31 protein-coding genes are annotated in these 24,182 nt (G+C 45.2%); 7 read left to right on the top strand and 24 right to left on the bottom strand.

Annotation, left to right across the window (positions count from 1 at the left end):
• Position 1 precedes the first annotated feature (1 nt).
• From ACH32G_RS02130 to ACH32G_RS02160, 7 genes are all read right to left on the bottom strand, one after another.
• A complete protein-coding gene (locus tag ACH32G_RS02130) occupies positions 2-700 on the bottom strand; it encodes a YIP1 family protein (RefSeq protein WP_448813937.1) in 699 nt (232 codons plus the stop codon).
• 344 nt (positions 701-1,044) lie between these two features.
• Positions 1,045-1,278, bottom strand: a complete 234-nt coding sequence (moaD, locus tag ACH32G_RS02135; protein ID WP_015417377.1) for a molybdopterin converting factor subunit 1 — start codon at positions 1,276-1,278, stop codon at positions 1,045-1,047.
• Positions 1,275-1,745 (bottom strand): molybdenum cofactor biosynthesis protein MoaE, encoded by a 471-nt coding sequence (locus tag ACH32G_RS02140; protein WP_045926916.1) that lies wholly within the window; start codon positions 1,743-1,745, stop codon positions 1,275-1,277. The genes moaD and ACH32G_RS02140 overlap by 4 nt, the downstream gene beginning before the upstream one ends.
• Positions 1,746-2,267 carry a molybdopterin-guanine dinucleotide biosynthesis protein B gene (mobB, locus tag ACH32G_RS02145; RefSeq protein ID WP_029575212.1) on the bottom strand — a complete coding sequence of 174 codons (522 nt, stop codon included), beginning with the start codon at positions 2,265-2,267 and terminating at the stop codon, positions 1,746-1,748.
• Positions 2,228-3,520: a molybdopterin molybdotransferase MoeA gene (locus ACH32G_RS02150; protein WP_327814107.1), complete on the bottom strand. Its 1,293-nt coding sequence runs from the start codon at positions 3,518-3,520 to the stop codon at positions 2,228-2,230. The genes mobB and ACH32G_RS02150 overlap by 40 nt, the downstream gene beginning before the upstream one ends.
• Positions 3,521-3,537: 17 nt before the next feature.
• Positions 3,538-4,557, bottom strand: a complete 1,020-nt coding sequence (locus tag ACH32G_RS02155) for a molybdopterin-synthase adenylyltransferase MoeB (RefSeq protein ID WP_095240778.1) — start codon at positions 4,555-4,557, stop codon at positions 3,538-3,540.
• A 51-nt stretch (positions 4,558-4,608) separates the two neighbouring features.
• The gene (locus ACH32G_RS02160) at positions 4,609-5,211 is read right to left on the bottom strand and encodes a molybdenum cofactor guanylyltransferase (RefSeq protein WP_448813938.1); all 603 of its coding nucleotides are present in this window, start codon (positions 5,209-5,211) and stop codon (positions 4,609-4,611) included.
• Between the two features lie 144 nt (positions 5,212-5,355).
• Here ACH32G_RS02160 and ACH32G_RS02165 point away from each other — a divergent pair, with 144 nt between their 5' ends.
• Positions 5,356-6,330 (top strand): hypothetical protein, encoded by a 975-nt coding sequence (locus ACH32G_RS02165; protein ID WP_016936291.1) that lies wholly within the window; start codon positions 5,356-5,358, stop codon positions 6,328-6,330.
• 21 nt (positions 6,331-6,351) lie between these two features.
• Here ACH32G_RS02165 and rok read toward each other — a convergent pair whose 3' ends face one another.
• Together rok and ACH32G_RS02175 are read right to left on the bottom strand one after the other, a co-directional pair.
• The gene (gene rok, locus ACH32G_RS02170; RefSeq protein ID WP_047475244.1) at positions 6,352-6,948 is read right to left on the bottom strand and encodes a transcriptional regulator Rok; all 597 of its coding nucleotides are present in this window, start codon (positions 6,946-6,948) and stop codon (positions 6,352-6,354) included.
• 468 nt (positions 6,949-7,416) lie between these two features.
• Positions 7,417-7,875 (bottom strand): redoxin domain-containing protein, encoded by a 459-nt coding sequence (locus tag ACH32G_RS02175; RefSeq protein ID WP_327814106.1) that lies wholly within the window; start codon positions 7,873-7,875, stop codon positions 7,417-7,419.
• A 294-nt stretch (positions 7,876-8,169) separates the two neighbouring features.
• Between ACH32G_RS02175 and ACH32G_RS02180 the strand changes: the two genes are divergently transcribed.
• Positions 8,170-8,976: a mechanosensitive ion channel family protein gene (locus ACH32G_RS02180; protein WP_047475248.1), complete on the top strand. Its 807-nt coding sequence runs from the start codon at positions 8,170-8,172 to the stop codon at positions 8,974-8,976.
• 33 nt (positions 8,977-9,009) lie between these two features.
• On the opposite strand, the gene ACH32G_RS02185 is transcribed toward ACH32G_RS02180, so the two are convergent.
• From ACH32G_RS02185 to fadH, 14 genes are all read right to left on the bottom strand, one after another.
• The gene (locus tag ACH32G_RS02185; RefSeq protein ID WP_016936295.1) at positions 9,010-9,255 is read right to left on the bottom strand and encodes a YkuS family protein; all 246 of its coding nucleotides are present in this window, start codon (positions 9,253-9,255) and stop codon (positions 9,010-9,012) included.
• 60 nt (positions 9,256-9,315) lie between these two features.
• Positions 9,316-10,440 (bottom strand): N-acetyldiaminopimelate deacetylase, encoded by a 1,125-nt coding sequence (locus ACH32G_RS02190; RefSeq protein WP_448813939.1) that lies wholly within the window; start codon positions 10,438-10,440, stop codon positions 9,316-9,318.
• Positions 10,441-10,510: 70 nt separating this feature from the next.
• The gene (dapD, locus tag ACH32G_RS02195; protein ID WP_045926911.1) at positions 10,511-11,221 is read right to left on the bottom strand and encodes a 2,3,4,5-tetrahydropyridine-2,6-dicarboxylate N-acetyltransferase; all 711 of its coding nucleotides are present in this window, start codon (positions 11,219-11,221) and stop codon (positions 10,511-10,513) included.
• An 81-nt stretch (positions 11,222-11,302) separates the two neighbouring features.
• A complete protein-coding gene (locus ACH32G_RS02200; RefSeq protein ID WP_415272700.1) occupies positions 11,303-11,758 on the bottom strand; it encodes a flavodoxin in 456 nt (151 codons plus the stop codon).
• Positions 11,759-11,784: 26 nt separating this feature from the next.
• A complete protein-coding gene (locus tag ACH32G_RS02205) occupies positions 11,785-12,678 on the bottom strand; it encodes a WD40/YVTN/BNR-like repeat-containing protein (protein ID WP_448813940.1) in 894 nt (297 codons plus the stop codon).
• Entirely contained in the window at positions 12,668-13,141 is a 474-nt protein-coding gene (locus tag ACH32G_RS02210) for a flavodoxin (RefSeq protein WP_366970727.1), read from the bottom strand. Before ACH32G_RS02210 ends, ACH32G_RS02205 begins: the two co-directional genes overlap by 11 nt.
• A gap of 110 nt (positions 13,142-13,251) precedes the next feature.
• Positions 13,252-14,133, bottom strand: coding sequence for a transcriptional regulator CcpC (ccpC, locus tag ACH32G_RS02215; protein ID WP_049628390.1), 882 nt, complete (start codon positions 14,131-14,133; stop codon positions 13,252-13,254).
• A 139-nt stretch (positions 14,134-14,272) separates the two neighbouring features.
• On the bottom strand, positions 14,273-14,716 hold the full coding sequence (cbpB, locus tag ACH32G_RS02220) for a cyclic-di-AMP-binding protein CbpB (RefSeq protein ID WP_003154608.1): 444 nt from the start codon (positions 14,714-14,716) through the stop codon (positions 14,273-14,275).
• A 143-nt stretch (positions 14,717-14,859) separates the two neighbouring features.
• On the bottom strand, positions 14,860-15,051 hold the full coding sequence (gene abbA, locus ACH32G_RS02225) for an antirepressor AbbA (RefSeq protein ID WP_013352076.1): 192 nt from the start codon (positions 15,049-15,051) through the stop codon (positions 14,860-14,862).
• Between the two features lie 140 nt (positions 15,052-15,191).
• A complete protein-coding gene (locus ACH32G_RS02230; RefSeq protein WP_016936302.1) occupies positions 15,192-15,710 on the bottom strand; it encodes a ribonuclease H-like YkuK family protein in 519 nt (172 codons plus the stop codon).
• 123 nt (positions 15,711-15,833) lie between these two features.
• Positions 15,834-16,073 (bottom strand): YkuJ family protein, encoded by a 240-nt coding sequence (locus ACH32G_RS02235; protein WP_003154613.1) that lies wholly within the window; start codon positions 16,071-16,073, stop codon positions 15,834-15,836.
• A gap of 445 nt (positions 16,074-16,518) precedes the next feature.
• Entirely contained in the window at positions 16,519-17,739 is a 1,221-nt protein-coding gene (locus ACH32G_RS02240) for an EAL domain-containing protein (RefSeq protein WP_448813941.1), read from the bottom strand.
• A 133-nt stretch (positions 17,740-17,872) separates the two neighbouring features.
• Positions 17,873-18,430 (bottom strand): hypothetical protein, encoded by a 558-nt coding sequence (locus ACH32G_RS02245; RefSeq protein ID WP_448813942.1) that lies wholly within the window; start codon positions 18,428-18,430, stop codon positions 17,873-17,875.
• A gap of 114 nt (positions 18,431-18,544) precedes the next feature.
• Entirely contained in the window at positions 18,545-19,309 is a 765-nt protein-coding gene (gene fadH, locus ACH32G_RS02250) for a 2,4-dienoyl-CoA reductase (RefSeq protein ID WP_060962920.1), read from the bottom strand.
• A 143-nt stretch (positions 19,310-19,452) separates the two neighbouring features.
• Here fadH and ACH32G_RS02255 point away from each other — a divergent pair, with 143 nt between their 5' ends.
• From ACH32G_RS02255 to ACH32G_RS02270, 4 genes are all read left to right on the top strand, one after another.
• The gene (locus ACH32G_RS02255) at positions 19,453-20,316 is read left to right on the top strand and encodes a metallophosphoesterase (protein ID WP_448813943.1); all 864 of its coding nucleotides are present in this window, start codon (positions 19,453-19,455) and stop codon (positions 20,314-20,316) included.
• 74 nt (positions 20,317-20,390) lie between these two features.
• The gene (locus ACH32G_RS02260) at positions 20,391-20,885 is read left to right on the top strand and encodes a L,D-transpeptidase family protein (protein ID WP_448814272.1); all 495 of its coding nucleotides are present in this window, start codon (positions 20,391-20,393) and stop codon (positions 20,883-20,885) included.
• A gap of 75 nt (positions 20,886-20,960) precedes the next feature.
• Positions 20,961-22,253 (top strand): MFS transporter, encoded by a 1,293-nt coding sequence (locus ACH32G_RS02265; protein WP_415305181.1) that lies wholly within the window; start codon positions 20,961-20,963, stop codon positions 22,251-22,253.
• Positions 22,254-22,375: 122 nt separating this feature from the next.
• On the top strand, positions 22,376-22,840 hold the full coding sequence (locus ACH32G_RS02270; RefSeq protein WP_013352067.1) for a YkyB family protein: 465 nt from the start codon (positions 22,376-22,378) through the stop codon (positions 22,838-22,840).
• 42 nt (positions 22,841-22,882) lie between these two features.
• On the opposite strand, the gene cheV is transcribed toward ACH32G_RS02270, so the two are convergent.
• Positions 22,883-23,794, bottom strand: coding sequence for a chemotaxis protein CheV (gene cheV, locus ACH32G_RS02275; protein ID WP_049628385.1), 912 nt, complete (start codon positions 23,792-23,794; stop codon positions 22,883-22,885).
• A 188-nt stretch (positions 23,795-23,982) separates the two neighbouring features.
• Between cheV and ACH32G_RS02280 the strand changes: the two genes are divergently transcribed.
• Positions 23,983-24,144, top strand: coding sequence for a hypothetical protein (locus ACH32G_RS02280; protein WP_167388676.1), 162 nt, complete (start codon positions 23,983-23,985; stop codon positions 24,142-24,144).
• Positions 24,145-24,182 lie beyond the last annotated feature (38 nt).

Below are 24,182 nucleotides of genomic sequence, written 5' to 3' on the forward strand. Positions count from 1 at the left end.
GTTATACACCTGCTGCCACTGAATTTAACAGTCCTCCGACTGCCGATACCAAAAGCATAATAACAAACAGGACAATTGCGGAAATCCAGCCTGCTTTTTTAGAAATGCCGCCGGTATAGCGCAGACCTAAAGCGAGCAGAATATAGCTCCAGATGCTGAAAATATCGATCGCGCTTAAAAAGACCGATACGCCGTCTCCGGCCGGTATGACACTCGCCAAAGATGTGACAGGGTACAGTGAGCCCGCACCGGTAAAATAAATGACAAGTCCGTTAATGACTAAGCCGATGTTAGTAATAAATGCAGTAAAGAGGCCGAGTGAGAGCATTTTTTTATAAGTTGTCACGCCGCCTGAAATTTTGACGCACAGCCAATAAATAAGCGGAACGATAAAGAGAGCGATAATGCCTCCGAAAATCCCTCCGAAAATCGAGCCGAATTTCGCAATGGTTTTGGTCATTTCAATCTGATCATCGGTCAATCCGTCAAGAGATGAGCTGTTCAGCAGTTCTTCATAATTCATCCCCAGCCCGCGCAAAATACTCCCCGCCGCAATGAGAATGATGACAATCAGGAGAGGAAGTCCGATGACCGGGTGTTCTTTTAATCTTTTAAACTGCACAACTGGACTTGTAATGACGCCGAAAATTGACGGCTTTTCCGTTACTGCCGTATTGTTTTTTTCTAGATTTGGTTCCATATTGCAGATGCCTCCTATGTATTATTCTGTTTATACGTACGCATCCGGCTTATAAAAGTTTCAATTTTTTTGCCGTTTGCGTATTTATGCTAAATTGTAACACAAAATCTTAAATGTACGTTCCATAATTATGTAAAAAATGACCAGCGCCGGACAGATATGAAAGCAGGCTCAAAACCTTGTGGTGACACCGTTTTAAGCCTGTGTATGTAAAGAAAACCGCACAATTAAAAATCCCCTTTAAATTCCATTTGGTCTCCCCCTGGAATTCAGCCTTTCTTGCCGATGTTATCGGCGTACTGTGCAAAAAAGCCGGATGGCAATGATGCACATCCGGCTTTTATTCACCCTCCGCTTACAGGCGGGATAAAGGCAATGGTATCGCCTTCTGTTACGATGCTGTTATCTTTTACGTAAGTTTCATTGATCGCGATCATGGCATTGTCTATCGTCTGAAGGCCGTATCGTTCTTTTAACAGCGTTTTTACAGCAGACGCTGCCGCCTCCTTTTCGTCAAGTTCAATGACCGGCGTTCCCGCCTGCTCCGCAAGTCCGGCAAACAAAAGTACTTTAATCATCGTGATTCCCCTTTATTTAAATCCGGTTTTCCGTTCGGATAAGGCGTCGTTTCCAGCTGATCGCCTATCCATTCTTCGCCGTCTTCCCAGATTTCTTTTTTCCAAATCGGAACAATCTGTTTTATCCGTTCAATGGCATATTCATTCGCCTCATATGCCGCCTTTCTGTGCGGAGAAGACACGGCGATTACGACCGCCGCTTCTCCGATATCAAGGACGCCGACGCGGTGAGTGATCGCAGCTTCGGCTCCCTCCCATTTCGCGCTGATTTCATCGCCGATTTGAGAAAGCATTTGAACAGCCATCGGTTCATATGCTTCATATTCAAGACGCACCGTCCGCCGTCCGGCAGTCCACTCTCTGACCGTGCCGATAAACGTTGTGATGGCCCCGGCTTCGCGCTTTTCAACTTTTTTTACGATATTTTCCGCAATGATAGGTTCCCTTGTAATTTGAAAACGTTCCATTTATGCAGATCCCCCTTTCAGCTGCGAAAGCACAAACATAATGGCAGCCGGATCATCCGCATGGAATACGGGTATGCCCGCATCTGCAGGCATATGCTCCGTACTTCTGCTGACAACCGCGAGCACGCGCTCCAAATGCTTCAGTTTTTGCCAATCTTCGCTGCTTTTAATCATAATGATTTTCGGATGCGGCGCATGTTTAAAACCCTCAATGAGAAGACAATCGATTCCCAAATATTCATACAGGCCGATCAAACCAGCCAGATCCCATTTTTTTCGCGCCGTAAGCTGCAAGACCCCGTCCCCTTCTACTGCCGTAACCGCGGCACCGGCTTTTGATAAGCGCTCTGAATCCTTTCCGTCAGAAAAAGGTTCCGGCTCTCCGCCATGTCCGTGATGCTTTAAACATCCAACCGTGCATTCTTTCGGCGCCGCTTTCAGTATACGTTCGATAAACGTTGTTTTACCGCTGTTTTGAAACCCTACGATCTGGACGATCGGGAAAGAATTGACCACGGCCACTCACTTCCATTCTCGTCGCGGATGAGAAGCACGTGAACCGTCCGTCCCGCTTCATATCCTCTCGTTCCTCCCGGCAGAAGGATAAACGCGTTTGCTTCGGCAAGAGATGTGACTGAGCTTGATTTGTCGAGACCGACCGGTGACGCCATCATCTTTCCGTCCTTATGATAAACAAACGCCCTCACAAATCTCGCAAACGGATTCGGCTTCGGAAAGTCGTTTGTTAACACGGCTTCCGCCCATCCGGCGTGAGGTTTTTCATTCAGAAGCCACGACTGAATCATCGGTTTGACAAACAGGGTGAAACCGACATAACATGCCGACGGATTGCCTGAAAGGCCGAACAGCAGCATGTCATCGGCCCGCGCGACAGTTGTCACGCTCCCCGGGCGCATTGCCACTTTGTTAAATAAAACTTCCGCTCCGAGCTTAGCATAAATGTCAGGAAGAAAATCAAAATCACCGACTGATACGCCGCCGGTCGTGATCAGAAAATCGGTTTTTTTCATAGCTTCCTTCACCGCCATATAACTGTCATCAAAATCATCGGAAATTTTGCCTAAGTTCAGCGGCACCGCACCCGCTTCAATGATCTGGGCATACACCATGGCCGCGTTGCTGTTGCGGATTTTGCCCGGTTCAAGCGGATCGCTTACATGAAGAAGTTCGGTTCCCGTGGCGATAATTCCGACCACCGGCTTTCTCACCACAGGAACAGAAGCATAGCCGAAGGTTGCCAAAAGAGCGGTGACGCCCGGCGTGATTTTCGTTCCTTTTTTTAAAAGCGAGCTGCCCTTTTTTGCATCTTCTCCTTGGTATGAAATATTATCACCCGCATGGAAAGGGCGTTTCACCGACATGTAATCCGTGCCGTTTTCAGAGTGCGTTTTTGTCAGCTCAAGCATCACTACGGCATCCGCGCCTTTTGGAATCTGCGCCCCTGTCATAATGCGGACCGCTTCATACGGTCCGAGCTCTTTTTCTGACACGGCGCCGGCTCCGATATGGTCAATGACTTCAAACGTGACGGCATTGTCACGGGAAGCCGTCTTTGAATCGCACGCCCTGATGGCAAAACCGTCATACGGAGAACGGTCAAAGGCAGGCACATCATGGTCCGCCTTAACATCTTCCGCCAAATAGCGGTGAAGGCTGTCCTCCAGCGGCACCCATTCGGTATCCCCCTGTTTTTTATACCGGCTCACCCGGCGGACTGCTTCGCCCACCTGAATCGGCGTTCTTTTTTCAAGCATAGCAATACCTCCCCTTACTACAGTCCGATCACTCTGGCCAGAACTGAATTTGCTTCTTTGATGTCGTTTGTACCGTGAATCAGAGCCCGTCCGTCTTGAAAAATAACGATCCTGAAGCGTTCGTACGCCATGTGCAGCAAAAATTCATTTGCTTCGACTTTGCCGATCTGCTTCAGACGTTTGACGAGCTCTTCTTTGTCCAGCCTCTTTAACGCTTCCGATCTGATTTGAACGGTGTCTCTTCCGCACAGCACGCTTGCTTTTGGCCTATTTTCAGGCTGCAGGTACGGGTATACGGGCTCCGCGCCGCAGGAAGGGCAATGATCCCGTTTGGTCTGATCCACATTTACGCTCATATTGGTGTTATTCCACACATCAAACGTAAAAAAGCGCCGATTTACCGCTTCATGGTTACCTGTCAGCAATTTCAGCGCCTCAGCCTGCTGATAAGCAGAGACGATATGAACGGCCGGAGGTATGATGCCTGCTGTATCACATGTCGCTCCGCCCACCGGTATTTGCTCAAACAGACAGGATAAACACGGCGTAACCCCCGGGATAATCGTCATACTCATCCCCTGACTGCTGACACAGGCACCGTAAATCCAAGGCGTTTTCGTTTTCAGCGCCAGATCATTGATGACCATTCTCGTTTCAAAATTATCTGTCGCATCCACGATGCAATCCGCTTGTTCGATCAGCGGTTCGAGCGTTTCCGCCGTACCTTCGGCCGCATAAGCCTCTATATGTATGTCACTGTTTATCGCCAAAAGACGCGTCTTTGCCGCCACGGCTTTCGGCAGGCGCTCCCTCGCGTCTTCTTCTGTATACAGCTGCTGTCTTTGTAAATTGCTCCATTCCACATAATCCCGGTCAATAATCGCCATACGGCCTGCTCCGGCTCTTGCCAGCCCCTCTGCTGCGGCTGTTCCGAGGGCCCCGGCCCCGACAATCAGGACACTGCTGTCAGCCAGCGCCTTCTGCCCTTTTTCCCCTATCGGCTTAAATCTTGTCTGCCGCGAATAGCGCTCTTCCATCTGTGTTGTCCCCTTGCATTTTTATTTCCATCATACCATGTTTCCTCACCATCAGTCCTGATGTGAAGACTCGATAAGCGCCAAAAGTCTGGCGTAATCATCCCGGGTGTTGATATTGACGAACTCTTCCGGCCCGGCGCCGATGTCTTCAGCCAGCACATAACAGACAGACAGATGTTTCAGCGTGTCTGCCATTTTCAGCTTGTTTTGTGCCAGCTGATCAAAAAGCACCTCTTGCACCCGTTTATAATAAACAGCCAAGAGAGGCTGCGCTCTGTTTTCACAAATCGGAATGACAGCGTCCACATTTCCGGTCAGCTTCATTTCAAGCGCTGCCATGGTCTTTCTAGTCACGAGCGGCGTGTCACAGGATATGACCGTGTATGTTTCGCCTTCCGTTTGTTTCATTGCCGTATATATGCCGGCCAGCGGCCCCATTCCCCGAAACTGCGGCACATCGGAGAAAACATGTCTCTCTTTGTTTGCTAAGAACTTTTTTATATGTTCAGGGCGGCTGATAATCACCGTCTCTCCGCAGCCGAAGGCTTTTTTCGCCTGCTCATAAAACATGCCGCCCTTCCACTTTGCAAAAGCTTTCGGTTCCCCGAACCTTCGGGAAGCTCCCCCTGCTAATATTACATTCACCTGTTTCATGTCATCTCTCCCCATTCTATATAAAAGCATAGCAAACGCCTCAGCCGAAATACAATATTACAGTGCTTGTCAATTTAATTAAGAGGAATAGCCGTCTGTCCTATTCCATATTGTAGTGTTAACATCATGAGGGAGATGGTTCTTATGAAAATATCAGGTCCGTTTTTCCACGACACTTCTCAAGAGAACCTTTATTTGAAGTCTGAACTTTCGAGATGCAGAAAACTGATTTCGGAGTTTGAAGCAAGCTACTTTCATCAAAAAAACAATAAGCTTCAGGAGGAAAACGCCAATATTAAAGAGCGGCTTCACAAGCTTACTGACGAACTGGAAGCAATGGCTCAAAAACACAAACAGACAAGTAACACGGAACGGTCTCTGCATGAAATCAGGGCCGGGCTGCTCGATAAAATCGTCATTCTGCAAGAACTGCTGCAGAAGGAAACGTTTCGGCGGAAAAATGAGATGGAAGAAAAACACCGTCTCCATCTTACGAATGTAAAATTTGAAGAAGAAAATAAAAACTTACATACCCGTATCCGCTCACTTGAGACCGCAATGGAAACCGAACAGACTTCTCACGAAGATACGAAACGGCGTTTTCAGGCTGCTGCAGAAGAAAATATCCGGCTGCAAACACAAATGACAGAAAAAGAATACCAGCTCAAACATATTAAAATAGAAATTAATCATATGAGAGATCGAATACTAGAAACAAAAGAACGGCTTGTAGAAATAGAAAAAACGAAAGAAAAGTTATTTCAAGAAACCATTCTCTCGTACAAAAGGCAGCTGGACGAAAGTGATGCTTGGATTGCCGGTCATTTTGCTGATATTGACAGCCGGACGGCGGAACCGGCAGAAAAAGAGCTGGAACTTCCTTCTGCTGCGGCCGGGACTGTTCAGGCAGAAGACTTGCTTAAAGCGGTCACCGAACAAGTCATCTCCCTGCAAAAACAGTTTGCACAATCAGAGTCCCGTGATCAGTCGTTTGAAGAAAAGCTGGACGCGGTGAAAGAACGGGCTGATGAAGAAAAACCGTTCCAGAAATATGTCGTCAAGCTTGAAAAAAAGGCGTTAAAAGATACGCGGGACAGCACAAAAAAACTGCTTGAGTAACGCAAGCAGTTTTTTACTGTTTTATTCAGCAGCCGTATCATTTGCCGTTTCTTCTGTTTCCTGAGAAATTTCTCCCTCAAGAATATATTGGCCGCGGTATGGTTTTTTCACTTCCGGATACATTTTAATTAAACTTTGCATAAACGTTGTCATATTAGGAATTTCAAGGCCGCTTTCCTTCTCAATTTCCTTTTGCAGCTCCGAACTTTTGATTGCCGCATTGTGGCGCTTCAAAGTTTTAATGGCTGCTTCGCGCAGTTTTGCCGCTTTTGAACCCGGTCTTGCCGTCCCTCTTCTTCTTCTTGTAGAACCATCCGGAATGCCGGCGGGAAGAGACGTAATAGACTGCATTTGCGGCTGGGAGGATTGAGGCTGTGTCTGCGGCTTTTGGTAGCTTCTCATTTCCTGTGCCGCAAGCTCTGCAAGCACTGGGAGAGAGTCGCTTTTTTTCTCCGGACGAAACTCTTTTTTTGTATCAGACAGGCTGCCCGTATTGTCTAATTCTCTCAGTTTTGCATATATTTTATCTCGTTCTATTTGATATTCACGAATGACTTTTACCTCTGCCTCGTTCAATTGTTCTAAACGTAAGCGCAGCGCTTCTCTTTCATTAAACATGTGTAAAACCCCCTGTCAAAAATTTAAACGCTTTTATTTTGATATTAGATTACAAAAGTAATTTTATCAACTATTATTTTAGCATTTTACTATTTTATTTACTCTATGAAAAATTGCTTATTTTCTGAAAATGGTACTTTCTATACAAAAACCCTCGTCATATAGGGGATTCTGGGCGATGTTCCATTTTGTTCAAACCCTTCAAAATATAACTTGAAATTACTTGTTTAATGAAAATTAGCGTAATATCTACAATTTTCGACTATAATATGTAAAAGCTAAAGATATGGAGAAAACATGCGATACAGCGTGTTTTCTCCCGTTTTTCTTCATTTTCGTTTTCACTCCAGCTCAACAATCACACATGTCATTTTGGAATTTTTTATATAATCAGCACAAAAAAACCCTATTACCTAACGGCAAAGGGTTTGCAGAACCGAGACAATAGTCCGACGGAGATTGTCCCAATTATTCAGAAGCCTGCTCCATTTCTGAAAGTACGCGGCTGACGCGTTTTTCAAGCATTGTCATCCCGGCTCCTCCCGCTTGAAAATGACGGAGCTGTCCGGTTTTATCAAAAACGTAATAAGCCGGCACATATTGATTCTCAAATGCTTCAGTCAGCGTATGATCGCTGTCCACGTAAATCGGCTGAGAGATATCGTATTCAGCCGCTGTTTCCTTGATTTTCTCAAGGTCAAGATCATCTTCGGAACGGGGCATATGAACGGCTACCACATTCAGCTGATCTTTATATTTATTACGAAGCCCGTTCACCTCAGGCATCGCTTCTTTACACATGCCGCAGCTGACGGACCAGAAGTGAATCAATGCCGGCTTTTCACCGATCAGCTGTTCCTTCGTGACTTCTCCGTTAATCCAGGCTTTGGCGCCTGTCAATTCAGGCATTTGCTGATGTAATTTCATCTGATGTCCCTCCTAATGAAAAAGATTTGTGTTCTTTCGTCCGCACTCTCACTTCGCTCGGGCAACATCCGGCTGTTTTCCCTCCAAAGTAAATGATTTGGCTGAACCGACATGTTAAAATGAGAGCGGAGATTCTTTAGTTAATATCTTCACGAAAATAATGAGATTGAAACCGTTCAATAGAATAAATCATAACTGTAAAAAACTGATTTCTATTAAAAGGTTTATCCTATTGTAAAACGGGTAAGTAACTTTTAGCTTTTTCTGCAATAGACTTGAAAGGAAGACATCACTATGATTGATTTAAAACACTTTGATTGGGCCGGGCTCATCACTTCTGCGGGGATTTTTATCGTAAAGCTGGCACTTATTATTTTAGCGTATTTTATTTTCCGAACGGCAGGCAAAAAGCTGATTAAACATCTGTTTCAGAAATTCGAGCAGCAAAATAACCTTTCTACGGGCCGCGCTTATACTTTGCGGAGTCTCGCGCTGAATGTGTACGGATACATACTGATTTTCGTTTTTATCGTCATGATATTGGATTTATTTCACTACAATCCGAGCGCTCTCATAGCAGGCGCCGGCGTGGTCGGTCTTGCAGTCGGCTTTGGCGCTCAGGGACTTGTCAGTGACATTGTCACCGGATTTTTTATCCTTTTGGAAAAACAGATCGATGTTGGTGATTATATTACGGTTGCCAGCTACAGCGGCATTGTCGAGCAGGTCGGTCTGCGTACGACGCAAATCCGGAGCTTTGACGGCACGCTTCACTATCTTCCCAACCGGGGGATCACAAATGTGAGCAACCATTCTCGCGGAACGATGCAGGCGCTTGTCGATATTAAGGTGCCGCTTGAAAAAAATCTTGATGAAACCATTCAAGTCCTGCAAAACGCCTGTGACAAAGCAGCCCTTGAGCTTCCGCAGATTAAGGAAGGACCGGACGTCATCGGGGTTCAGGATTTAAGCACATCAGAAATGGTCATCAGAATCATCGCCAAAACAGAAAATATGGAGCAATGGCGGGTTGAACGCGTGCTGCGGAGAGAAATGAAAATCGCGCTCGACCGTTTGAAAAACGCCGCTTCTGCCGAATAGAAAAACCGAAGCATAAGCTTCGGTTTTTTCTTTTTAATGAAATTTTTTGTCTACTTCGCTGCAGATTTCGTCAGCTGTCATCCCGGAAGCCGTAATGACGGGAGCCTGAGTTGACGTATCGGCAATGCCTTGGACATTGCTGTCAAGTCCGGTTACGACACAGCAGTCACAATCCTTCGCATCCTCAGGAGTCTTCATCATCACTACGTCATATCCCTTTTGTTTTAACGCCTGTTCTACATCAGATAAAGATTGTTCAATTCCAATTTTTTTCGTCATATTGAACACCTCCGTTACGTAGAATGCTCAATTTTTGTTAGATTATTCTTCTTTTCGGATTTAATTGGCATACTCCGAAAAATATCCGACCATGACATTTACTGCGGTTTCCATCGCAGCTTCATCCGGATTCAGCTTTGCGTGATGAAGCCCGTGGGAAGAATCGGCACCGAGCCAGAACATGAATCCGGGATATTTTTTCAGCATATACCCGAAATCTTCTCCGGTCATCGCTTCTTTCGCCGTCTTCACTTCTGCAAGATGATGATCACTGACAAATTGCATAAATTCTTCGGTCAGGCCGCTTGTATTATAAACCTGATGATAAACAGACGGGTACGTGACCTCTCCTTTACAGCGGAAGCCGATTTCAATTCCTTTGACGAGTTCTTCAATCCGCTTTTTCACCATATGCATTGATTCTTCAGAAAGCGTCCGGATCGTTCCTTCCAGATGAGCACGCTCTGCGATGATATTTTGCGCCGTGCCTCCGGTAATCGTTCCGACAGTAATTACCGCGCTGTCAAGCGGGTCCGTATTTCTGGATATGACCGTCTGCAGCTGCGTGACAAGCGTGCTTGCGGCGACGACCATGTCATCTGCTGTATGCGGATATGCCGCATGTCCGCCTTTCCCCTCAAGGTCGATGACAAGCTCGCTCGTATTGGCAAAGAGCAATCCGCTTTTGGTGGAGATTGTGCCGACCGGCAGTTCAGGTGCTATATGGAGAGCCGTGATCAAATCCGGCGTCCATTTTTTCAGCACATCGCTTTCAAGCATCGGTTCCGCTCCGCCCGGTCCTTCTTCAGCCGGCTGGAATAAAAAGAGCAGATCATGCTTGACCGGGTGATGGACAAAGTGATCAATAATGCCGAGCGCGATGGTCATGTGCATATCGTGGCCGCATGCGTGCATAAAACCGGGATGTTCAGATGCAAACGGAAGCCCCGTCTGCTCTTCAATCGACAAAGCGTCTATATCCGCTCTGTAGGCGAGCATTTTTTCCGGAGCCGTGCCGTTGACTTTGACAAAGATGCCGGTTCTCCACGTTTCGATTTCAATTCGTTCTTCCGGATATTGTTTCAATATATTCAGCAGGTACTGCTGTGTTTTATATTCCTGAAAGCCGATTTCCGGGATGCGGTGCAGATCTCTCCGGATCGCTATGAGCCGCTCTTTTTCCATATGTATTCCTCCTTAAGATAAGAATAAGGCGTGGATTTTATCATCCACGCCCATTCTATCAAACCATTCCTTACAGCTGGCGTAATTCCTGTTTGATTTCTGTTTTGCCTTTTGTTTTTTCATCGATATCTTTGATTTTTTTCGCTGGTGTTCCTGCTACAACGGTATATGGCTCAACGTCATTTACTACGATAGCTCCCGCAGCGACAACCGCGCCTTTTCCGATTGTTACGCCTTCAAGCACAACCGCATTTGCGCCGATTACAACGTCATCTTCTACGACAACAGGCTTAGCGCTTGGCGGCTCAATAACGCCCGCTAATACAGAACCCGCTCCGATGTGACAGTTTTTTCCGACAGTCGCGCGTCCTCCGAGCACAACGTTCATATCAATCATTGTGCCTTCACCGATGACTGAACCGATATTAATGGACGCCCCCATCATGATAACGGCATTGTCGCCGATTTCGACTTGGTCGCGGATAATAGCGCCGGGCTCGATACGCGCTTTTACATCTTTCAAGTCAAGCATCGGAATCGCAGAGTTGCGGCGGTCATTTTCAACGACGTAATCCTCAATTTTATCTTTGTTTTCTTCAATTGCCGCTTTAATGTCAGCCCATTCGCCAAAAACAACGCCGGATTGGCCGTTCAGGAATGTTTTAGCGGAATCGCCAAAGCTGATTCCCTCAAGATCGCCTTTTACATACACTTTTACAGGCGTTGATTTTGTACTATTTTGAATAAATGAAATAATTTCATTTGCATCCATCATTTTCATATGTATTGTCCTCCTCTGATTTTCTACCTCATTACTGTAACAAAGGAAGGATGCAAAAACAAGAAAAAAAGGAACAAGCCTTTATTCTGCCGGCTGTCTGCACAGTGCGGCAAACTGTCTTCCGAATTCCCTGAGCTCTTCTTCCTCGCTGCCTTCAGGATTGTTTTCAATTTTGACCGGTGGCAGCACCACCCGTCCTCCCCGAGCCGTGATCACTTTTTCCAATTCGTCAACCGCTCCGCAAAAAAACGTATAGGACGTATCTCCGGAACCGAACAGAGCAAAGGTCTTCCCTGCAAACTCCAGGTTTTCCATATCTTCAGCGATATCGAGCATTTCATCAGGAAGATCCCCGTCTCCCCACGTATATGTGCCTAATAAAATATACTCGTAATCATTAAAAAGTTCGGCATGGATATCCATCGCTTCATATCTGTCAACAGATGCTTGTGCTTCGATCAGCCCTTTTTCAATCAAATCCGCCATTGCCTCGGTGTTTCCTGACATTGTCGCATAAACAAGCAATACTTTCCCCATCTCCGTCTCTCCTTTATGTATAGAAACTAATGTGCAAGCCAGGCCGCCTCATACGGTCTGACAAACTTACATTCGTAAAGGCCCGCGCAAAAAAAGCTTTCTTTCCGATTGGCCACCCGCCATCCGTGACCGCGGATCGTATCAAACCATTTTAATTCTCCGGCGGCGAAATCAGCTTGGTAAATGCGCGAAAATCCGTTTTCGTCCTGTGCCGAAGTGACATAAATAATACCGTCATCCTCAGAAACGTCGAGAAATGATTTTTCCCGTACGGCAGGCGCGGCTGAAATGGCAAACGCCTCGTCCGTCCGCACGTTTCGGACGGCAACCTCGCCCCGTTCTCCCTTTGCCGCACCCTTTGCGGCAATGAGCCAGTCCTTCTTGTACATAAGCATGGAAGCCGTCATGCGCTGTCTTTCACGGCTTATACGCCGGATGCGGTCTTCTGTCAGATCGTACGCCCAAATGCCGCCATAATTCATATGAATCCGGGTGCCGATATAAATCGCCTGACCGTGCAAACAAAGCGAGCGAATGACAGGCGGCTCCTTTAAATGTGAAAAGGGCTTAGCCACATGCCAAGTGACGCCGAAATCATCAGATAAGTAGAGGCAGTGCGTGCCGTGCGCACAGACGAACCCGTCATTGCGCCCGGCAACGGCCCAAACGGAGGCGCTGGTCGGAAATCGGGATGCCGTCCAGGTCTTTCCCTGATCGGCCGATCTGAGGACGGCGCCTTTTTCCCCTGCCGCGAATATGTAAGGCCCGATGTAGGTCAGCACATGAATCTTGCTTTTCATCCGGTACAGCCTTTTCCAGCCTTCTTCTGCAGAAAAATGAAAAATGCCTTCGCCTTTTACTGCGACAAAAAATCCTGAAGACACTGATGCCATGACAGCCGTCGCGCCTTTATGAAACATGGCACCGGTCTCCTTGGTGAGCGGCCCATGCAAGAAAACCGCGGACAAATTCTTTGCAGCATTCCTGATCCTCAGCCGTCTCAGGCGCCAATTCGATTTTCAGCGTTTCCGGATATAAATTGGCTCCGGCCTGTTCAAACGCATCGCAAAACAGCGTAACCGCTTCACAAAACTTCGGATAGGCGTGATCGCCTGAACCGAAACAAGCCGTTTTCAGTCCGTTTAGCTGGCGGTGCAGAATATCTTCATAAAAATCTTCCGCTTCGTAAGGAAGATCACCATCTCCCCATGTGTATGTGCCGACAAAAACATAATCATATGCTTCGAGACTATCCGCATCTGCCTCATCCATGTCAAGGCAGTCAATTGCAATCTGATGCTCGCTCAGTGTTTCTTTTATAATGCCGGCAATATCCTCCGTATTCCCCGACATGCTTGCGTATATCATTAATGCTTTCTGCATATGATCACCCCGTAATTGATAATGATTTTCAATAACATATACACTACTTTAAATGATAATGATTTTCATTGTCAATAAAAATAAAAAAAGACAGCCTCATTGCTGTCTTTCTAAAAAGGGCTCTCCTGCTTCAGCATATCTTTGATGACAGAAACGAAAGCCTGTACCTGTTTTAATTCAAATGCCGGCTCATAACCGAGCAGCCATGTGTCGCGGCCGATCGGATGATCCTTTGCATCAAGCAGGGGCATTTTATTTACTTTGTCTTCCTCATCTAAGGTGACTGACGGCAAAATGGCATAACCGATTCCGTGCAGCGCCATCTGCTTGCACGTTTCAATCTGATCGACGAGGATCGTCTGTTTCGGCGAGGTTTTGAATTTTTGATGCCACCAATGCTGAATTTCCTGAAAATATGTACTGTCACTTTTGAACTGGATAAACGGCCGGTCGGTATGGGCTATATCATCAATGCAGGAAATTTCCGTATCGACCAAATATAAATGATCGGTCATTAGATATTCTTTTCGGCCTTTCCATTCCGGGTTTCCCCGGATGATGCCGATATGTACCTGATCTTCATACAGACTTTTCAGCATTTCGCTGCTCCATCCTGTAATGAGGGAAACCTTTGCATTCGGATAACGCTCCACATATGTTTTTAACACTTTCGGAAGCCAGTGCTGCCCGATAATGGAGGCGACGGCAAGCTTCAATGTGCCATGAATTTCCCCTTCAAGTTCATCAATATTTTCTCTTATTCTCTCTTGCCGGTCTGTGACATCATTTGCAAATTGTATGATTTTTTCTCCTGCCGGCGTTACCGTGAGTCCTTTTTGAGATCTTAGAAAGATCTTTGTTCCCCAGGCTTTTTCAATGGTCTGCAATCGCTGGGACAGAGCCGGCTGTGACACGAATAACCGTTCGGCAGCCTTCCTCATGTTTAATTCCTCAGCTAAAACTACGAGCATATGAAGCTCTTGAAGCTGCATGTCGTCCTCCTTTTCAATGCCTTTTCGTATTTCTTATCTACCATTCTAATAAATTAAAGGCTGCCGAAGCAAGTGCGACCAATATGTATACGTTTTCTTTTTCTGGCATACAAAGAACAAATAGGCTGATCGTGCGAGCCTACTTATTCAATGACCTGATATGACTGCTCAGCTGCTTTAATACGACTCTTCTCGTAAAGATGCCTTCAAAGACGCCTTCATCATTTTCAACGCAGACAAAGCCGTTGTTAATGACCATGCTGAACCCTTTTATAATCGGATCATTGATGTGGAGACGGGGAATGTCTTTCAGCATGACCTCCTCAACCGTAATTTGATCCAGCTTCTCAAACTCAATCCGCTCAAGTCCGAAAATGCTGTTCATAATCATATTTGTGCCGATCAAACCATGCAGACGGTACGAAGCGTCAAGGACTGGAATAGCGGTATAGCCGGTTTTCGTCAGCACTAAAAGAGCATGCTCAAGGTTGTTTCCGACCTGTACGTGCGCCACTTTATCCGCCTCGATCATAAATTGTCCGACTGTTGCATCAAGAAGCTGATCTGATTGTAAGCTAATCATGTCACTTCGACCCCTTTACATTTTTCATCAAGACATGTATTCCCTATATCGCAATAATATAAACATTATCATTTTTTGTCGAAAAGTTTCCGTCAATAAAAAAGATACTCTTTGCAATCGAGTATCAATTTATAGGCCGCTGATTAATTTTCGTTCCGGAAACGGTCATAAAGCGTTACGAGTTTTTTATAAGTGGTTCCATCAACGCTTTTTGACCCTGCTTCTATATCGTTGATTTCGCTGGTCAAAAGCTCAATGGCATATTCATGATTGATCAGGATATTCAGCAGAAGTTTTTGTTCTTCTTCCGTAAATCGTTCACCGATAAGACTCATACGTAATCAGGCCCCCTATTTTTAACTGAATACCTCTGAAAGCAAGGTGATATTTGCTTTCAGCTCTACCGCTAGGATAAGTAAACAGAAAAAAATCGTCAACCGCATAATTCGACAATTTGCGGATTCTGTATGACATATTATTTTGTGTAACGATTGGCATAACTGAATGCTGTGCAGGAATCGGGCTTGATTTTCGCTTCAATGCCCATCGAGGTAATACGGCCGGTCATTTCTTGTATCAATTCTTTTGTCAGCCCTTTTTGGCCGATATCCAAGTGCACTTCAAATGTAAGATCCGCTCCTTCATCAGCGAAAGGCAGGAGCAAATCAGTAATTTCCATGAAACGTCCGTCGAGGATATGCGCAGCCATCTCCTGGCTGAATGCGGTTTCCAGCGAAATTTTTTCGCGAAGGCTATGTATCGGTCTGGCGAGATCGTGATTTTTCAAACAGCCCCAAGCTCCCTTGCCTGTACGGTGCAAGTGTATAGCCGTAATAAACTTCGTGAAGTCGCGGTAAACTTGTGAATCAGTCCCCACAGACAGCACGTATGCTGATCGGGGGTCTTTATTGACAAAGCGTTTCAGCCGCTCCATCACGTCTTGAAAGGTCATCTGTGCCTCAGAAAGATTATAAAACAGAAAAGAATCAGCCATGTACGGACACTCCTCTTTCCAAAATCTACAACCAAACGAACGAGCACGGTTCCTTTGCATGATTTAATAAAGCTCCGCTTGCGGAAGACGGGAAGCTTGGTCAGCCTGAAAAATCAAACCAAATTACTGAAGGAGCTCAAAAATTTCAATAGAAATCATGTCAATGTTATCAAACGGATATGTGTTAGGTTTTTCACCTTTTTGGAAAACCGTCAGCTCAAACGTTTGATTCTTTTCAAAATATTTAACACTGCATATTTTCTCACCATTTACTTCGAAGTAACGCTGCATCGGCTCATTAGCCGCTTCGGCTGTTTCTTGCAGACTTTGCAGCCGTGTGATGATACCCATTAATTGTGACATTCTAAAAAAAGACTCCTTTCAAAAAACAACTTCAAATCAACAAGTATTTATTATAATACAAGTTCTACAGAGCATCATACCATAAAGTAGACCGGGATGGCATTTTCCCGCTGGATTTTCAATAAGAAAATAAACGGGAAAACCGTGTTTTCGAATAGTTTGAAGCTTTTTTCGGAATGTCATACACCTTTTATAAATGATTTTTCGCTTTTTGAGCCGCCATTGTCAGATGTATGTGAGAAGAAGCCTTTTTATGCGCAGGAAGGCATAAAAAAACTTGGCGGGGGTAGCGCCAAGCTTTTTCGGATCTTGATCTGATAGAGGGGTTGGGGAACAGAGAGTAACTTCTCTCTATAACTAAATGATAATGATTATCAGTATCATTGTCAATCATTTTTTTAAACTTTTTCACATTTATAAAAAAAAGCGGCTTACAGCAGCCGCTTTATAGTAATCCGTCCTGTTCATATAAATAAGAGTAAGGCAGATCGATAAATAAATACATATTGTCATCCATCGGGTATGAAAAGGTTCTGATCATCTCACCCGTTTCAATATCACTGTACAGGTCACTGAAAAAGCCTTTTCTTGAATTACGCATCTTCATGATGTTTTCTAGAAAGTACGGACGCCAGCTCCAGTTTTTCTCCATGTATTCAGGCTGATAAAGCCATTCGCCGGATTGCTTGAACACATTTCCCGTCAGCTGATAGCCTTCTTCATCACACATATAAATTCTGAAGCAGCAGTCCGTCAGGTTTTCCGCCAGTTTCTTAATAAACTCATCATCCGCCTGATGGGTTTTCTTCAGCTCGGAAACTGCCTGATTGACCCGCTTATAAAAATTCTCAGAGTGTTCGTATACTGTCTCCAGCTTCTTTTTTTCTCTCGTGATAAATTGCTGAAACTCTGTTTTCAAGCGTGCTTTTAACAGGCTCCGGTCTATAAAATCGCCGCTCGGCGCCTGCAGATAATAGCCTTGAAAAAATCGGCCTCCGTTTCTCCATGCGTACTGGAGCTGGAAATCAGCTTCTATATCTTCATACAGCAGCGCGGCGCCGATTTTTCTCGCCAGCAATGAAATGCTGTACAGCACATGCTCATATGATGGTGACGGCTGGGATACCTTCAGCGCCTGCAAATCTATTTTCAGAAGGTCCGGTGAAAGGAGCGCGATTCTGTCCAGGTTGCTGCTCTCCTTACCTATATTGTCCACCGCGATTTTAATGCCGTATGTACGATAGTAGGCAAGCATATGGTACAGCTGTTCAATGTCGCCTTCGAAATTGTGCTCGGTGATCTCAAGCACAATACGGTTCAATTCAATGCCCTGCTCTTCGTATTCTTTCAAAAGCTCAAGAAAGCTTTCGCCGTGGTCAAGCATTAATACATTCGCATCCTGATTGATAAAAATCAACAGATCACGATCAGCTTCTTTAAACCTCTCCAGCGCCTGCCTGATGACTCTGTCATCGACCTCAAGCTTATATTCTTCCGGAATGCCGGCATCTAAGAAAAACGGCCCTAGGCTCTCAATCTCCGTATCTGCCAAAATCCGGCCAAGCACTTCGTAGCCTACGACTCTTTGTTCCTCAGCATTAAAAATCGCTTGGTAATACGGAATGACATCATCAATATTCGTCAGTATATCAAGTGGGTCCAACATGTTATCACCTGCTTCTCTATCTTTGTCTGATTATACACAATTATATCAGCACCACAAATGTTTAGATTAGGGGAAAAGGAGGCAGTATGGCAGCAGCTTAAAGTAAAAGGAGAAAACTTTTGAAGATCACTCTTTAGACCGGTTCATTAAGGACGTTGTTCATTTGTTTCACAATCACAAATAAAAGTATAAATATAAGAGCATTATAACCGGCAGCTGTCCAAAAATAATGGCTCCAATCAGTTCTGTTATATATCCAATCATCCTCATGTTTCAACTGAAAGAAAGTTCCTTTTTTATCTAACGTGCCAAATGTAAGGGTTGTGAACCCGCCAACACTCTTGGAAACGTCAACTCCATACATTGAACCGGCATGATCAGTATGATTTATTGGCATATACGTATAATCAGATAAATTTGTTTCCGCCAGCTTGGTCGGGAGAGACACATATAATACAGCCGATGTATCGCCTCCGAGCCCGCTCAAATACTCCCTGGCTTTAATAAATTTCGTTTCATCAGGAAAATCGATGTGATATAGCTTTTCAAATCTGATTATTTCATCAGATGTAAGATGGGTATTTTGATAATACTCTGGAGTAAAAGCACAAATCATAAAGTACCAAATATTAAAGATGATAACTAAACTGCTTAAAAATAGTACAACGAACCATTTAAATAATTTCTTCAATTAATCGCCCCTTAATCTTTCAAAATTATATCATAATTTTGAATAGAAAATAAAACAAGCGAACGGCCGGCTTTGACGTTCGCTTGTTTTGCAAAATAGTCAATATACGAAAAATTAAAATGGATAAGGATTCAGCCACTGCCCGCCGTCCATTGTGATACAATCCCCGTTTATGTAGGACGCTTCATCAGAAAGCAAAAACGCTGCCAACGCGGCGATTTCTTCCGGTGTGCCCAGCCGGCCAAGCGGGACACTGTTCATAGTGCGGGACATTGCTTTTTCCGATTCAAACAGCTTCTCCGCACCGCCTGTTCGTTCAATCGGGCCTGGGGCTATCGCGTTTGTGCGGATGCCGTATTTGCTCCCCCATTCAACGGCCAGCGTTCTTGTCAGTGACAATACCCCCGCTTTGGCTGCAGCGGAATGAACGACCCCTGCTCCCGCTCCCCATGCGTATGTGGCGGCCATATTCAATATGACACCCTTCTGCTTTTGCTCGATCCAATGTCTTGCCGCGGCTTGGCTGCAAAAAAAAGTGCCGTTTAAAACAATCTCAATAACCGCTTTCCATCCATTGGGCGTCAGCTTTTCTGCCGGGCAAATAAAATTACCGGCCGCATTGTTAATCAGCGCATCAAGCCGGCCAAAGACTTTTACCGCTTCTGTCATCATGTCTGAAGCGGCGGATTCAGAACGGACATCCATTTGAAAACAGGCGACCTGTCCCTCAAAGGTCTCAATTTCTTTTCTTGTTTCCTCAAGTGCTTCCTGGTTCCTCCCCGTCACCATGACGTGCCATCCCAGTTCAGCCTGTTTTTTCGCCATTGCTTTTCCCATGCCGCTTGAACCGCCTGTAATGATTACCGCTTTCTTATCCATAACAACCCCACCCCTTTTATTGAATGAATAATCATTCACAATTCTATCACAGATGTCTCTGCCCGTCATTACATGCTGAGAAGGGATTTTCCGGCCAAGCTGATGATATAATAGAAAAACTCTGACAAAGGTTGGTTTTACATATGGAGAAAATGACGAGAAGAACATTTTTAAAAAGAGGATTCGGCATTTTTGGCGCGGCTCTTGCGACGGCTTGCGGAGGCTACGGCTATGCCCGGTATATTGAACCGCGTATGATTGAAATCACCCGGCATACAATTACCGGCCGCCTGATTCCACGCGGCTTTGACAATTTTAAAATCGTTCAATTCAGCGATACGCATCTCAGTGATGTATTTACAATCGAAGACTTGAATAAAGCAGCTGAGAAGATCAATCAGCTGAAGCCTGATCTGCTTATCTTTACGGGAGATTTAATTGATAAGCCGCATTTATATCATGATCATCAGCATGCGCTCGCCGTGCTGGAAAGGCTTGAAGCTCCTTTCGGCAAACTTTGTGTATACGGAAACCATGACCACGGAGGCTATGGCACGAACACGTACAAGACCCTGATGGAAGCGGCTGATTTTCAAGTGCTTCGAAACGGCTATCGTCAGGTGCAGCTGGCAGATGGGAGCCGGATTGAACTTGCGTCTTTGGATGATTTAATGCTCGGAAAGCCTGATTATGAAGGCACTCTATCCCGTCTTTCCGAAGACGCGTTTTCCATTTTACTCGTTCACGAGCCGGATGCCGCACTCAAAATCGGCGGACATCCCGTAAACCTGCAGCTGTCGGGACATACTCACGGCGGTCAGGTGCAGCTTCCGTTTTTCGGGCCTCTCATTACGCCCCCTTACGGAAAAACGTATACCGACGGCATGTATACGCTGCATGACACAACCGTTTATGTCAATCGCGGGCTCGGTACGACAAGGCTGCCGTATCGATTTTTAGCAAGACCGGAAATCACGCTGTTCACATTGAAAACTGTACAAAAATAAGACTTTTATCCCGATGCACAAACAGCCCCTCCTTAATATGTATATGGAAAAGAACAAAAAGGAGGGTGATGAAACTGCTGACCTATCAAGTGAAACAAGGAGAAACCATCTCAAGCATTGCGCAAGACTTCAGAATAAGCACGGCCGCTCTCCTTCAGGCAAATCCCTCAATCCAATCGGTCATTTATGCGGGACAGCATATTATCATACCGAATCTTCCCGACCCATCCACTATTCCCTATTCCATTGTCGTGTATATCGGAACGAAGAAACTGGAGTTATACCGCCTTGGCAGGCTCATCCGTACGTATCCGATCGCAGTCGGAAAAATATTGACGACCACGCCGACCGGGGAATTTTACATCGTGAATCGCCAGCCTAAGCCCGGAGGTCCGTTCGGCGCTTATTGGCTCAGCCTCTCTAAGCTCCATTACGGCATTCACGGGACAAATAATCCTTCCTCCATCGGCAAAGCGGTATCAAAAGGATGCATCCGCATGTATAATCAGGACGTCACTGAACTTGCCGCTACCGTCCCTAATGGAACAAGGGTGACGATTATGAGATAGAAAGATCTCATTTGTTTATGGAACGAGCTGATGATAATATATTACAGTGGGACCTTTAGGGTAAGGAGCGTGTTTATGGATATATTTAAAAATCGCAATTTTGTCCGTTTATTTTTCGCAGCACTCGCTTCTCAAATGGGAACGACTGTAGGTAATATGGCTTTCGCTTTTTACTTGCTGGATCGCTTTGCCAACCAGCCGGCATACACGACTTTGGCAGAGCTGATGTATTCGCTGCCGACAGTTTTCGTATTTCTGATTGTCGGTGTCGCAGCTGACCGGCTCGACAGGAAAAAGGTCGCAGAAAATTGTGACTGGATCAGGGCGGGACTGACGATCGTATTGTTTGCGGCATTATACAGCGGGAATATTCCTCTCGTGTTCTGCATTTTGTTCATCAGAAGCGCCGTGACCAAGTTCTTTTTCCCGGCGGAAGCCAGCCTTGTACAAGCTATTCTGCCTAAGGAGCATTATGCGAAAGCAGCGGGGCTTAACCAGATCCTGTTCAGCATCTTTATGGTATTCGGCGTCGGTATGGGTGCGTTTATGTATAAAACGATCGGTGTTCACGGAGCCATTATCCTTGATTTTGTAAGCTTTATTGTGTCAGGCTTTCTGATTCGCGCCTGCCGCATTCCGATAGCAGCCCGTCAGCCGAACGGCCCTTTTAAATGGGGAGATTCGTTTCTGAAAGACTCGGTCGCTGATTTTAAAGAAGGGATCGTATATATTATTAAAAACAAATTGCTTGCTTCTCTTATTTTCGGATTTTTTATTTTTGGGTTTGTCAACGGCGGCTTTGCCGTACTGCCGATGTTTACGATGAAATACGGACTTGCGCCCGATCATTACGAATCACACACTTCCATCTTCACCGTCGCACTCGGCTTCGGTTTGCTTGCCGGAAGTGTGATCGGAACGATGATCGCAAAAAAAGTCAAACCGCATCATTTGATGTCGCTTCCGATTTTGGCTGCCGGACTGCTCATTTTTGTCCTCGGCTATACGGATCAGCTGTGGATTTATTATGCGGCGGCTTTTGTCCTCGGCATGTGCATCGGCCCTGTCAATATCGCCATCGGCGGCTGGATGCCGAAAATCGTTCATCCGAAAATAATGGGCCGGGTCAGCGGCTGGCAGGATCCCTTTATGATGTTTGCCCAATCGATTACACTCGGACTTGTCGCCCTGTTATTTCCGAAATTCGTTGCCAATATTGATTACCTTTATTACGGCATGGGAATCGTGATTTTGGCGGTATTTTTGTTCTATTTTATCGCCCTTCCGAAGTACAGCGCCGAGGCGGCGGAAATCGATGTGCAGCAATCATTAAAAGCTGATTCTGAAAAACATGCGAATCCTGTCTAATAAAGGAAAAAAATGCGCCCTTTTCATCAGAAAAAGGCGTATTTTTATATTCAATATTTGCATTTCAACGCTAAAAAAGTATAATCTATATATGAACTTGATCAATGCAAAGGAGAGAAATAATGGACGACCACGCTTATTCGAAAGAGCTGCAGCCAACCATCGAGAATCTTTCAAAAGCTGTTTATACTGTGAACCGCCATGCCAAAACCGCCCCCAACCCTAAATACCTTTATCTGCTGAAAAAACGGGCATTACAAAAGCTTGTGAAAGAAGGCAAAGGGAAAAAAATAGGGCTTCACTTTTCAAATAATCCCAGGTTTAGCCAACAGCAGTCAGACGTACTTATCTCTATCGGAGACTACTATTTTCACATGCCTCCAACAAAAGAAGACTTCCAGCATCTTCCGCATTTAGGTACGTTAAATCAATCGTACCGCAATCCTAAAGCACAAATGTCTTTGACAAAAGCGAAAAACTTATTGCAAAAATATGTGGGCTTAAAGGAAAAACCGCTAGCCGCCAACAGGCAGCAGCCCGCTTATCATAAACCCGTGTTTAAAAAACTTGGTGAGAGTTATTTTTAATTCCGCCACAAAAAAGCCGATGCATGACGCATCGGCTTTTTTCTATTCAATCACGTACGTATCCACTTTTTTAATTAACTCGCTGATTTCAGGCTTGCTGATCTGTTCATCCGCTCCGACGACTTCGCCCCGATGGCGCAGGTCATCCGTAATCAGGGACGAAAAGATCATAATCGGCACGTCAGAGCTTTGCGGGTTATCCTTAAGGAGCTTCGTCAAACGGTGCCCGTCCATTTTCGGCATTTCAATGTCACTGATGATCATGTCAATATGGTCTGACAGATTTGCTCCTTTATCCGTCAATTCCACGACATAATCATACGCTTCTTTTCCATTTTCAAACGTAACGATTTCACTGTACCCCGCTTCAGTCAGTTCATCCGTCAAAAGGCGCATCAGAAGCGGCGAATCTTCTACGATAATCAGTTTTTTACCCGCCCGTCTTTCATCAAATCCTTCCTGATGGACATGGTAAGTCTCAACTCCGGATGCCGATTCAATGTCGTAAATGATCTTTTCATAATCAGGTAAAAAGATCATCGTATCTTCCAGTTTAATGATACCCGTTAAGTGCCGCTCCATGCCCTGATTCAGCGAAGTCGGCTTTTCAATCGCCTCCCAGGACACCCTGTGGATCTGTGATACGGAACCGACGTGAAAGACGATTTTCCGCTTATTGAATTCCGTCACGATATATTTATCGTCTTTTGCCCCTTCGGCATCAACACCGAAAAAGGTATACAGGCTGATGACGGGAAGAATTTCGCCTCTCAGCTTAATCATCCCTTCTACGTCTTTGTGAGACTGGGGCACAGATGTGACATCTACCGGCTGAATGATTTCCCGGACTTTCATCACATTTATGCCAAATGTATTGACGCCTACTTCAAATTTGACGATTTCTAATTCATTTGTGCCTGAATCCAATAAAATATCGTATTGTTGTAAAGACAATTCAATCCCTCGCTATCCGCATTCAGTATTGTACTGTTTATATCGGCTGTAAACGGAAAAAGTGAATGTATTCAGGCCAACTGGCCATTAACTCTTTATAAAAAGATTCTTTTTTCTGATATCCCATTGACTTTTTGACATCGAGTGGTAAAATAGTCAAGGATTTTTCAGGAAGAAGGGTGTAATAAATGGGTACAGTAGTTATATTCGACCAAGATCAAATGACGGTGTTAGAAGATATCAGCAAAACGGCTTACCTCCAAATGAAAAAAGAAGCGAATGAGTGTCCCGATAAGCCCGCTCCATATATCGTATGGCGGGAAAACATCAGCTTTGAATACGGGTATTAATGACATTCGCCACATATCACAATAGATAGATCATGATA

It is taken from the genome of Bacillus sp. CIS52 (genome assembly GCF_053545315.1).

What these genes read in the sequence shown, in the direction of transcription:
- ACH32G_RS02255 (WP_448813943.1), top strand. Translation starts at nt 19,453, where the DNA reads ATGGAGAAAATGACGAGAAGAACATTTTTAAAAAGAGGATTCGGCATT.
- ACH32G_RS02160 (WP_448813938.1), bottom strand. Translation starts at nt 5,211, where the DNA reads ATGAAACAGGTGAATGTAATATTAGCAGGGGGAGCTTCCCGAAGGTTC.
- ACH32G_RS02235 (WP_003154613.1), bottom strand. Translation starts at nt 16,073, where the DNA reads ATGTCACAATTAATGGGTATCATCACACGGCTGCAAAGTCTGCAAGAA.
- ACH32G_RS02265 (WP_415305181.1), top strand. Translation starts at nt 20,961, where the DNA reads ATGGATATATTTAAAAATCGCAATTTTGTCCGTTTATTTTTCGCAGCA.
- ACH32G_RS02155 (WP_095240778.1), bottom strand. Translation starts at nt 4,557, where the DNA reads ATGGAAGAGCGCTATTCGCGGCAGACAAGATTTAAGCCGATAGGGGAA.
- dapD (WP_045926911.1), bottom strand. Translation starts at nt 11,221, where the DNA reads ATGAAAATGATGGATGCAAATGAAATTATTTCATTTATTCAAAATAGT.
- ccpC (WP_049628390.1), bottom strand. Translation starts at nt 14,133, where the DNA reads ATGCAGCTTCAAGAGCTTCATATGCTCGTAGTTTTAGCTGAGGAATTA.
- ACH32G_RS02130 (WP_448813937.1), bottom strand. Translation starts at nt 700, where the DNA reads ATGGAACCAAATCTAGAAAAAAACAATACGGCAGTAACGGAAAAGCCG.
- ACH32G_RS02280 (WP_167388676.1), top strand. Translation starts at nt 23,983, where the DNA reads ATGGGTACAGTAGTTATATTCGACCAAGATCAAATGACGGTGTTAGAA.
- ACH32G_RS02210 (WP_366970727.1), bottom strand. Translation starts at nt 13,141, where the DNA reads ATGCAGAAAGCATTAATGATATACGCAAGCATGTCGGGGAATACGGAG.
- ACH32G_RS02165 (WP_016936291.1), top strand. Translation starts at nt 5,356, where the DNA reads ATGAAAATATCAGGTCCGTTTTTCCACGACACTTCTCAAGAGAACCTT.
- rok (WP_047475244.1), bottom strand. Translation starts at nt 6,948, where the DNA reads ATGTTTAATGAAAGAGAAGCGCTGCGCTTACGTTTAGAACAATTGAAC.
- ACH32G_RS02270 (WP_013352067.1), top strand. Translation starts at nt 22,376, where the DNA reads ATGGACGACCACGCTTATTCGAAAGAGCTGCAGCCAACCATCGAGAAT.
- abbA (WP_013352076.1), bottom strand. Translation starts at nt 15,051, where the DNA reads ATGAGTCTTATCGGTGAACGATTTACGGAAGAAGAACAAAAACTTCTG.
- fadH (WP_060962920.1), bottom strand. Translation starts at nt 19,309, where the DNA reads ATGGATAAGAAAGCGGTAATCATTACAGGCGGTTCAAGCGGCATGGGA.
- ACH32G_RS02230 (WP_016936302.1), bottom strand. Translation starts at nt 15,710, where the DNA reads ATGGCTGATTCTTTTCTGTTTTATAATCTTTCTGAGGCACAGATGACC.
- ACH32G_RS02190 (WP_448813939.1), bottom strand. Translation starts at nt 10,440, where the DNA reads ATGGAAAAAGAGCGGCTCATAGCGATCCGGAGAGATCTGCACCGCATC.
- ACH32G_RS02240 (WP_448813941.1), bottom strand. Translation starts at nt 17,739, where the DNA reads ATGTTGGACCCACTTGATATACTGACGAATATTGATGATGTCATTCCG.
- ACH32G_RS02140 (WP_045926916.1), bottom strand. Translation starts at nt 1,745, where the DNA reads ATGGAACGTTTTCAAATTACAAGGGAACCTATCATTGCGGAAAATATC.
- ACH32G_RS02185 (WP_016936295.1), bottom strand. Translation starts at nt 9,255, where the DNA reads ATGACGAAAAAAATTGGAATTGAACAATCTTTATCTGATGTAGAACAG.
- ACH32G_RS02205 (WP_448813940.1), bottom strand. Translation starts at nt 12,678, where the DNA reads ATGTTTCATAAAGGCGCGACGGCTGTCATGGCATCAGTGTCTTCAGGA.
- ACH32G_RS02150 (WP_327814107.1), bottom strand. Translation starts at nt 3,520, where the DNA reads ATGCTTGAAAAAAGAACGCCGATTCAGGTGGGCGAAGCAGTCCGCCGG.
- cbpB (WP_003154608.1), bottom strand. Translation starts at nt 14,716, where the DNA reads ATGATTAGCTTACAATCAGATCAGCTTCTTGATGCAACAGTCGGACAA.
- ACH32G_RS02180 (WP_047475248.1), top strand. Translation starts at nt 8,170, where the DNA reads ATGATTGATTTAAAACACTTTGATTGGGCCGGGCTCATCACTTCTGCG.
- ACH32G_RS02200 (WP_415272700.1), bottom strand. Translation starts at nt 11,758, where the DNA reads ATGGGGAAAGTATTGCTTGTTTATGCGACAATGTCAGGAAACACCGAG.
- ACH32G_RS02175 (WP_327814106.1), bottom strand. Translation starts at nt 7,875, where the DNA reads ATGAAATTACATCAGCAAATGCCTGAATTGACAGGCGCCAAAGCCTGG.
- moaD (WP_015417377.1), bottom strand. Translation starts at nt 1,278, where the DNA reads ATGATTAAAGTACTTTTGTTTGCCGGACTTGCGGAGCAGGCGGGAACG.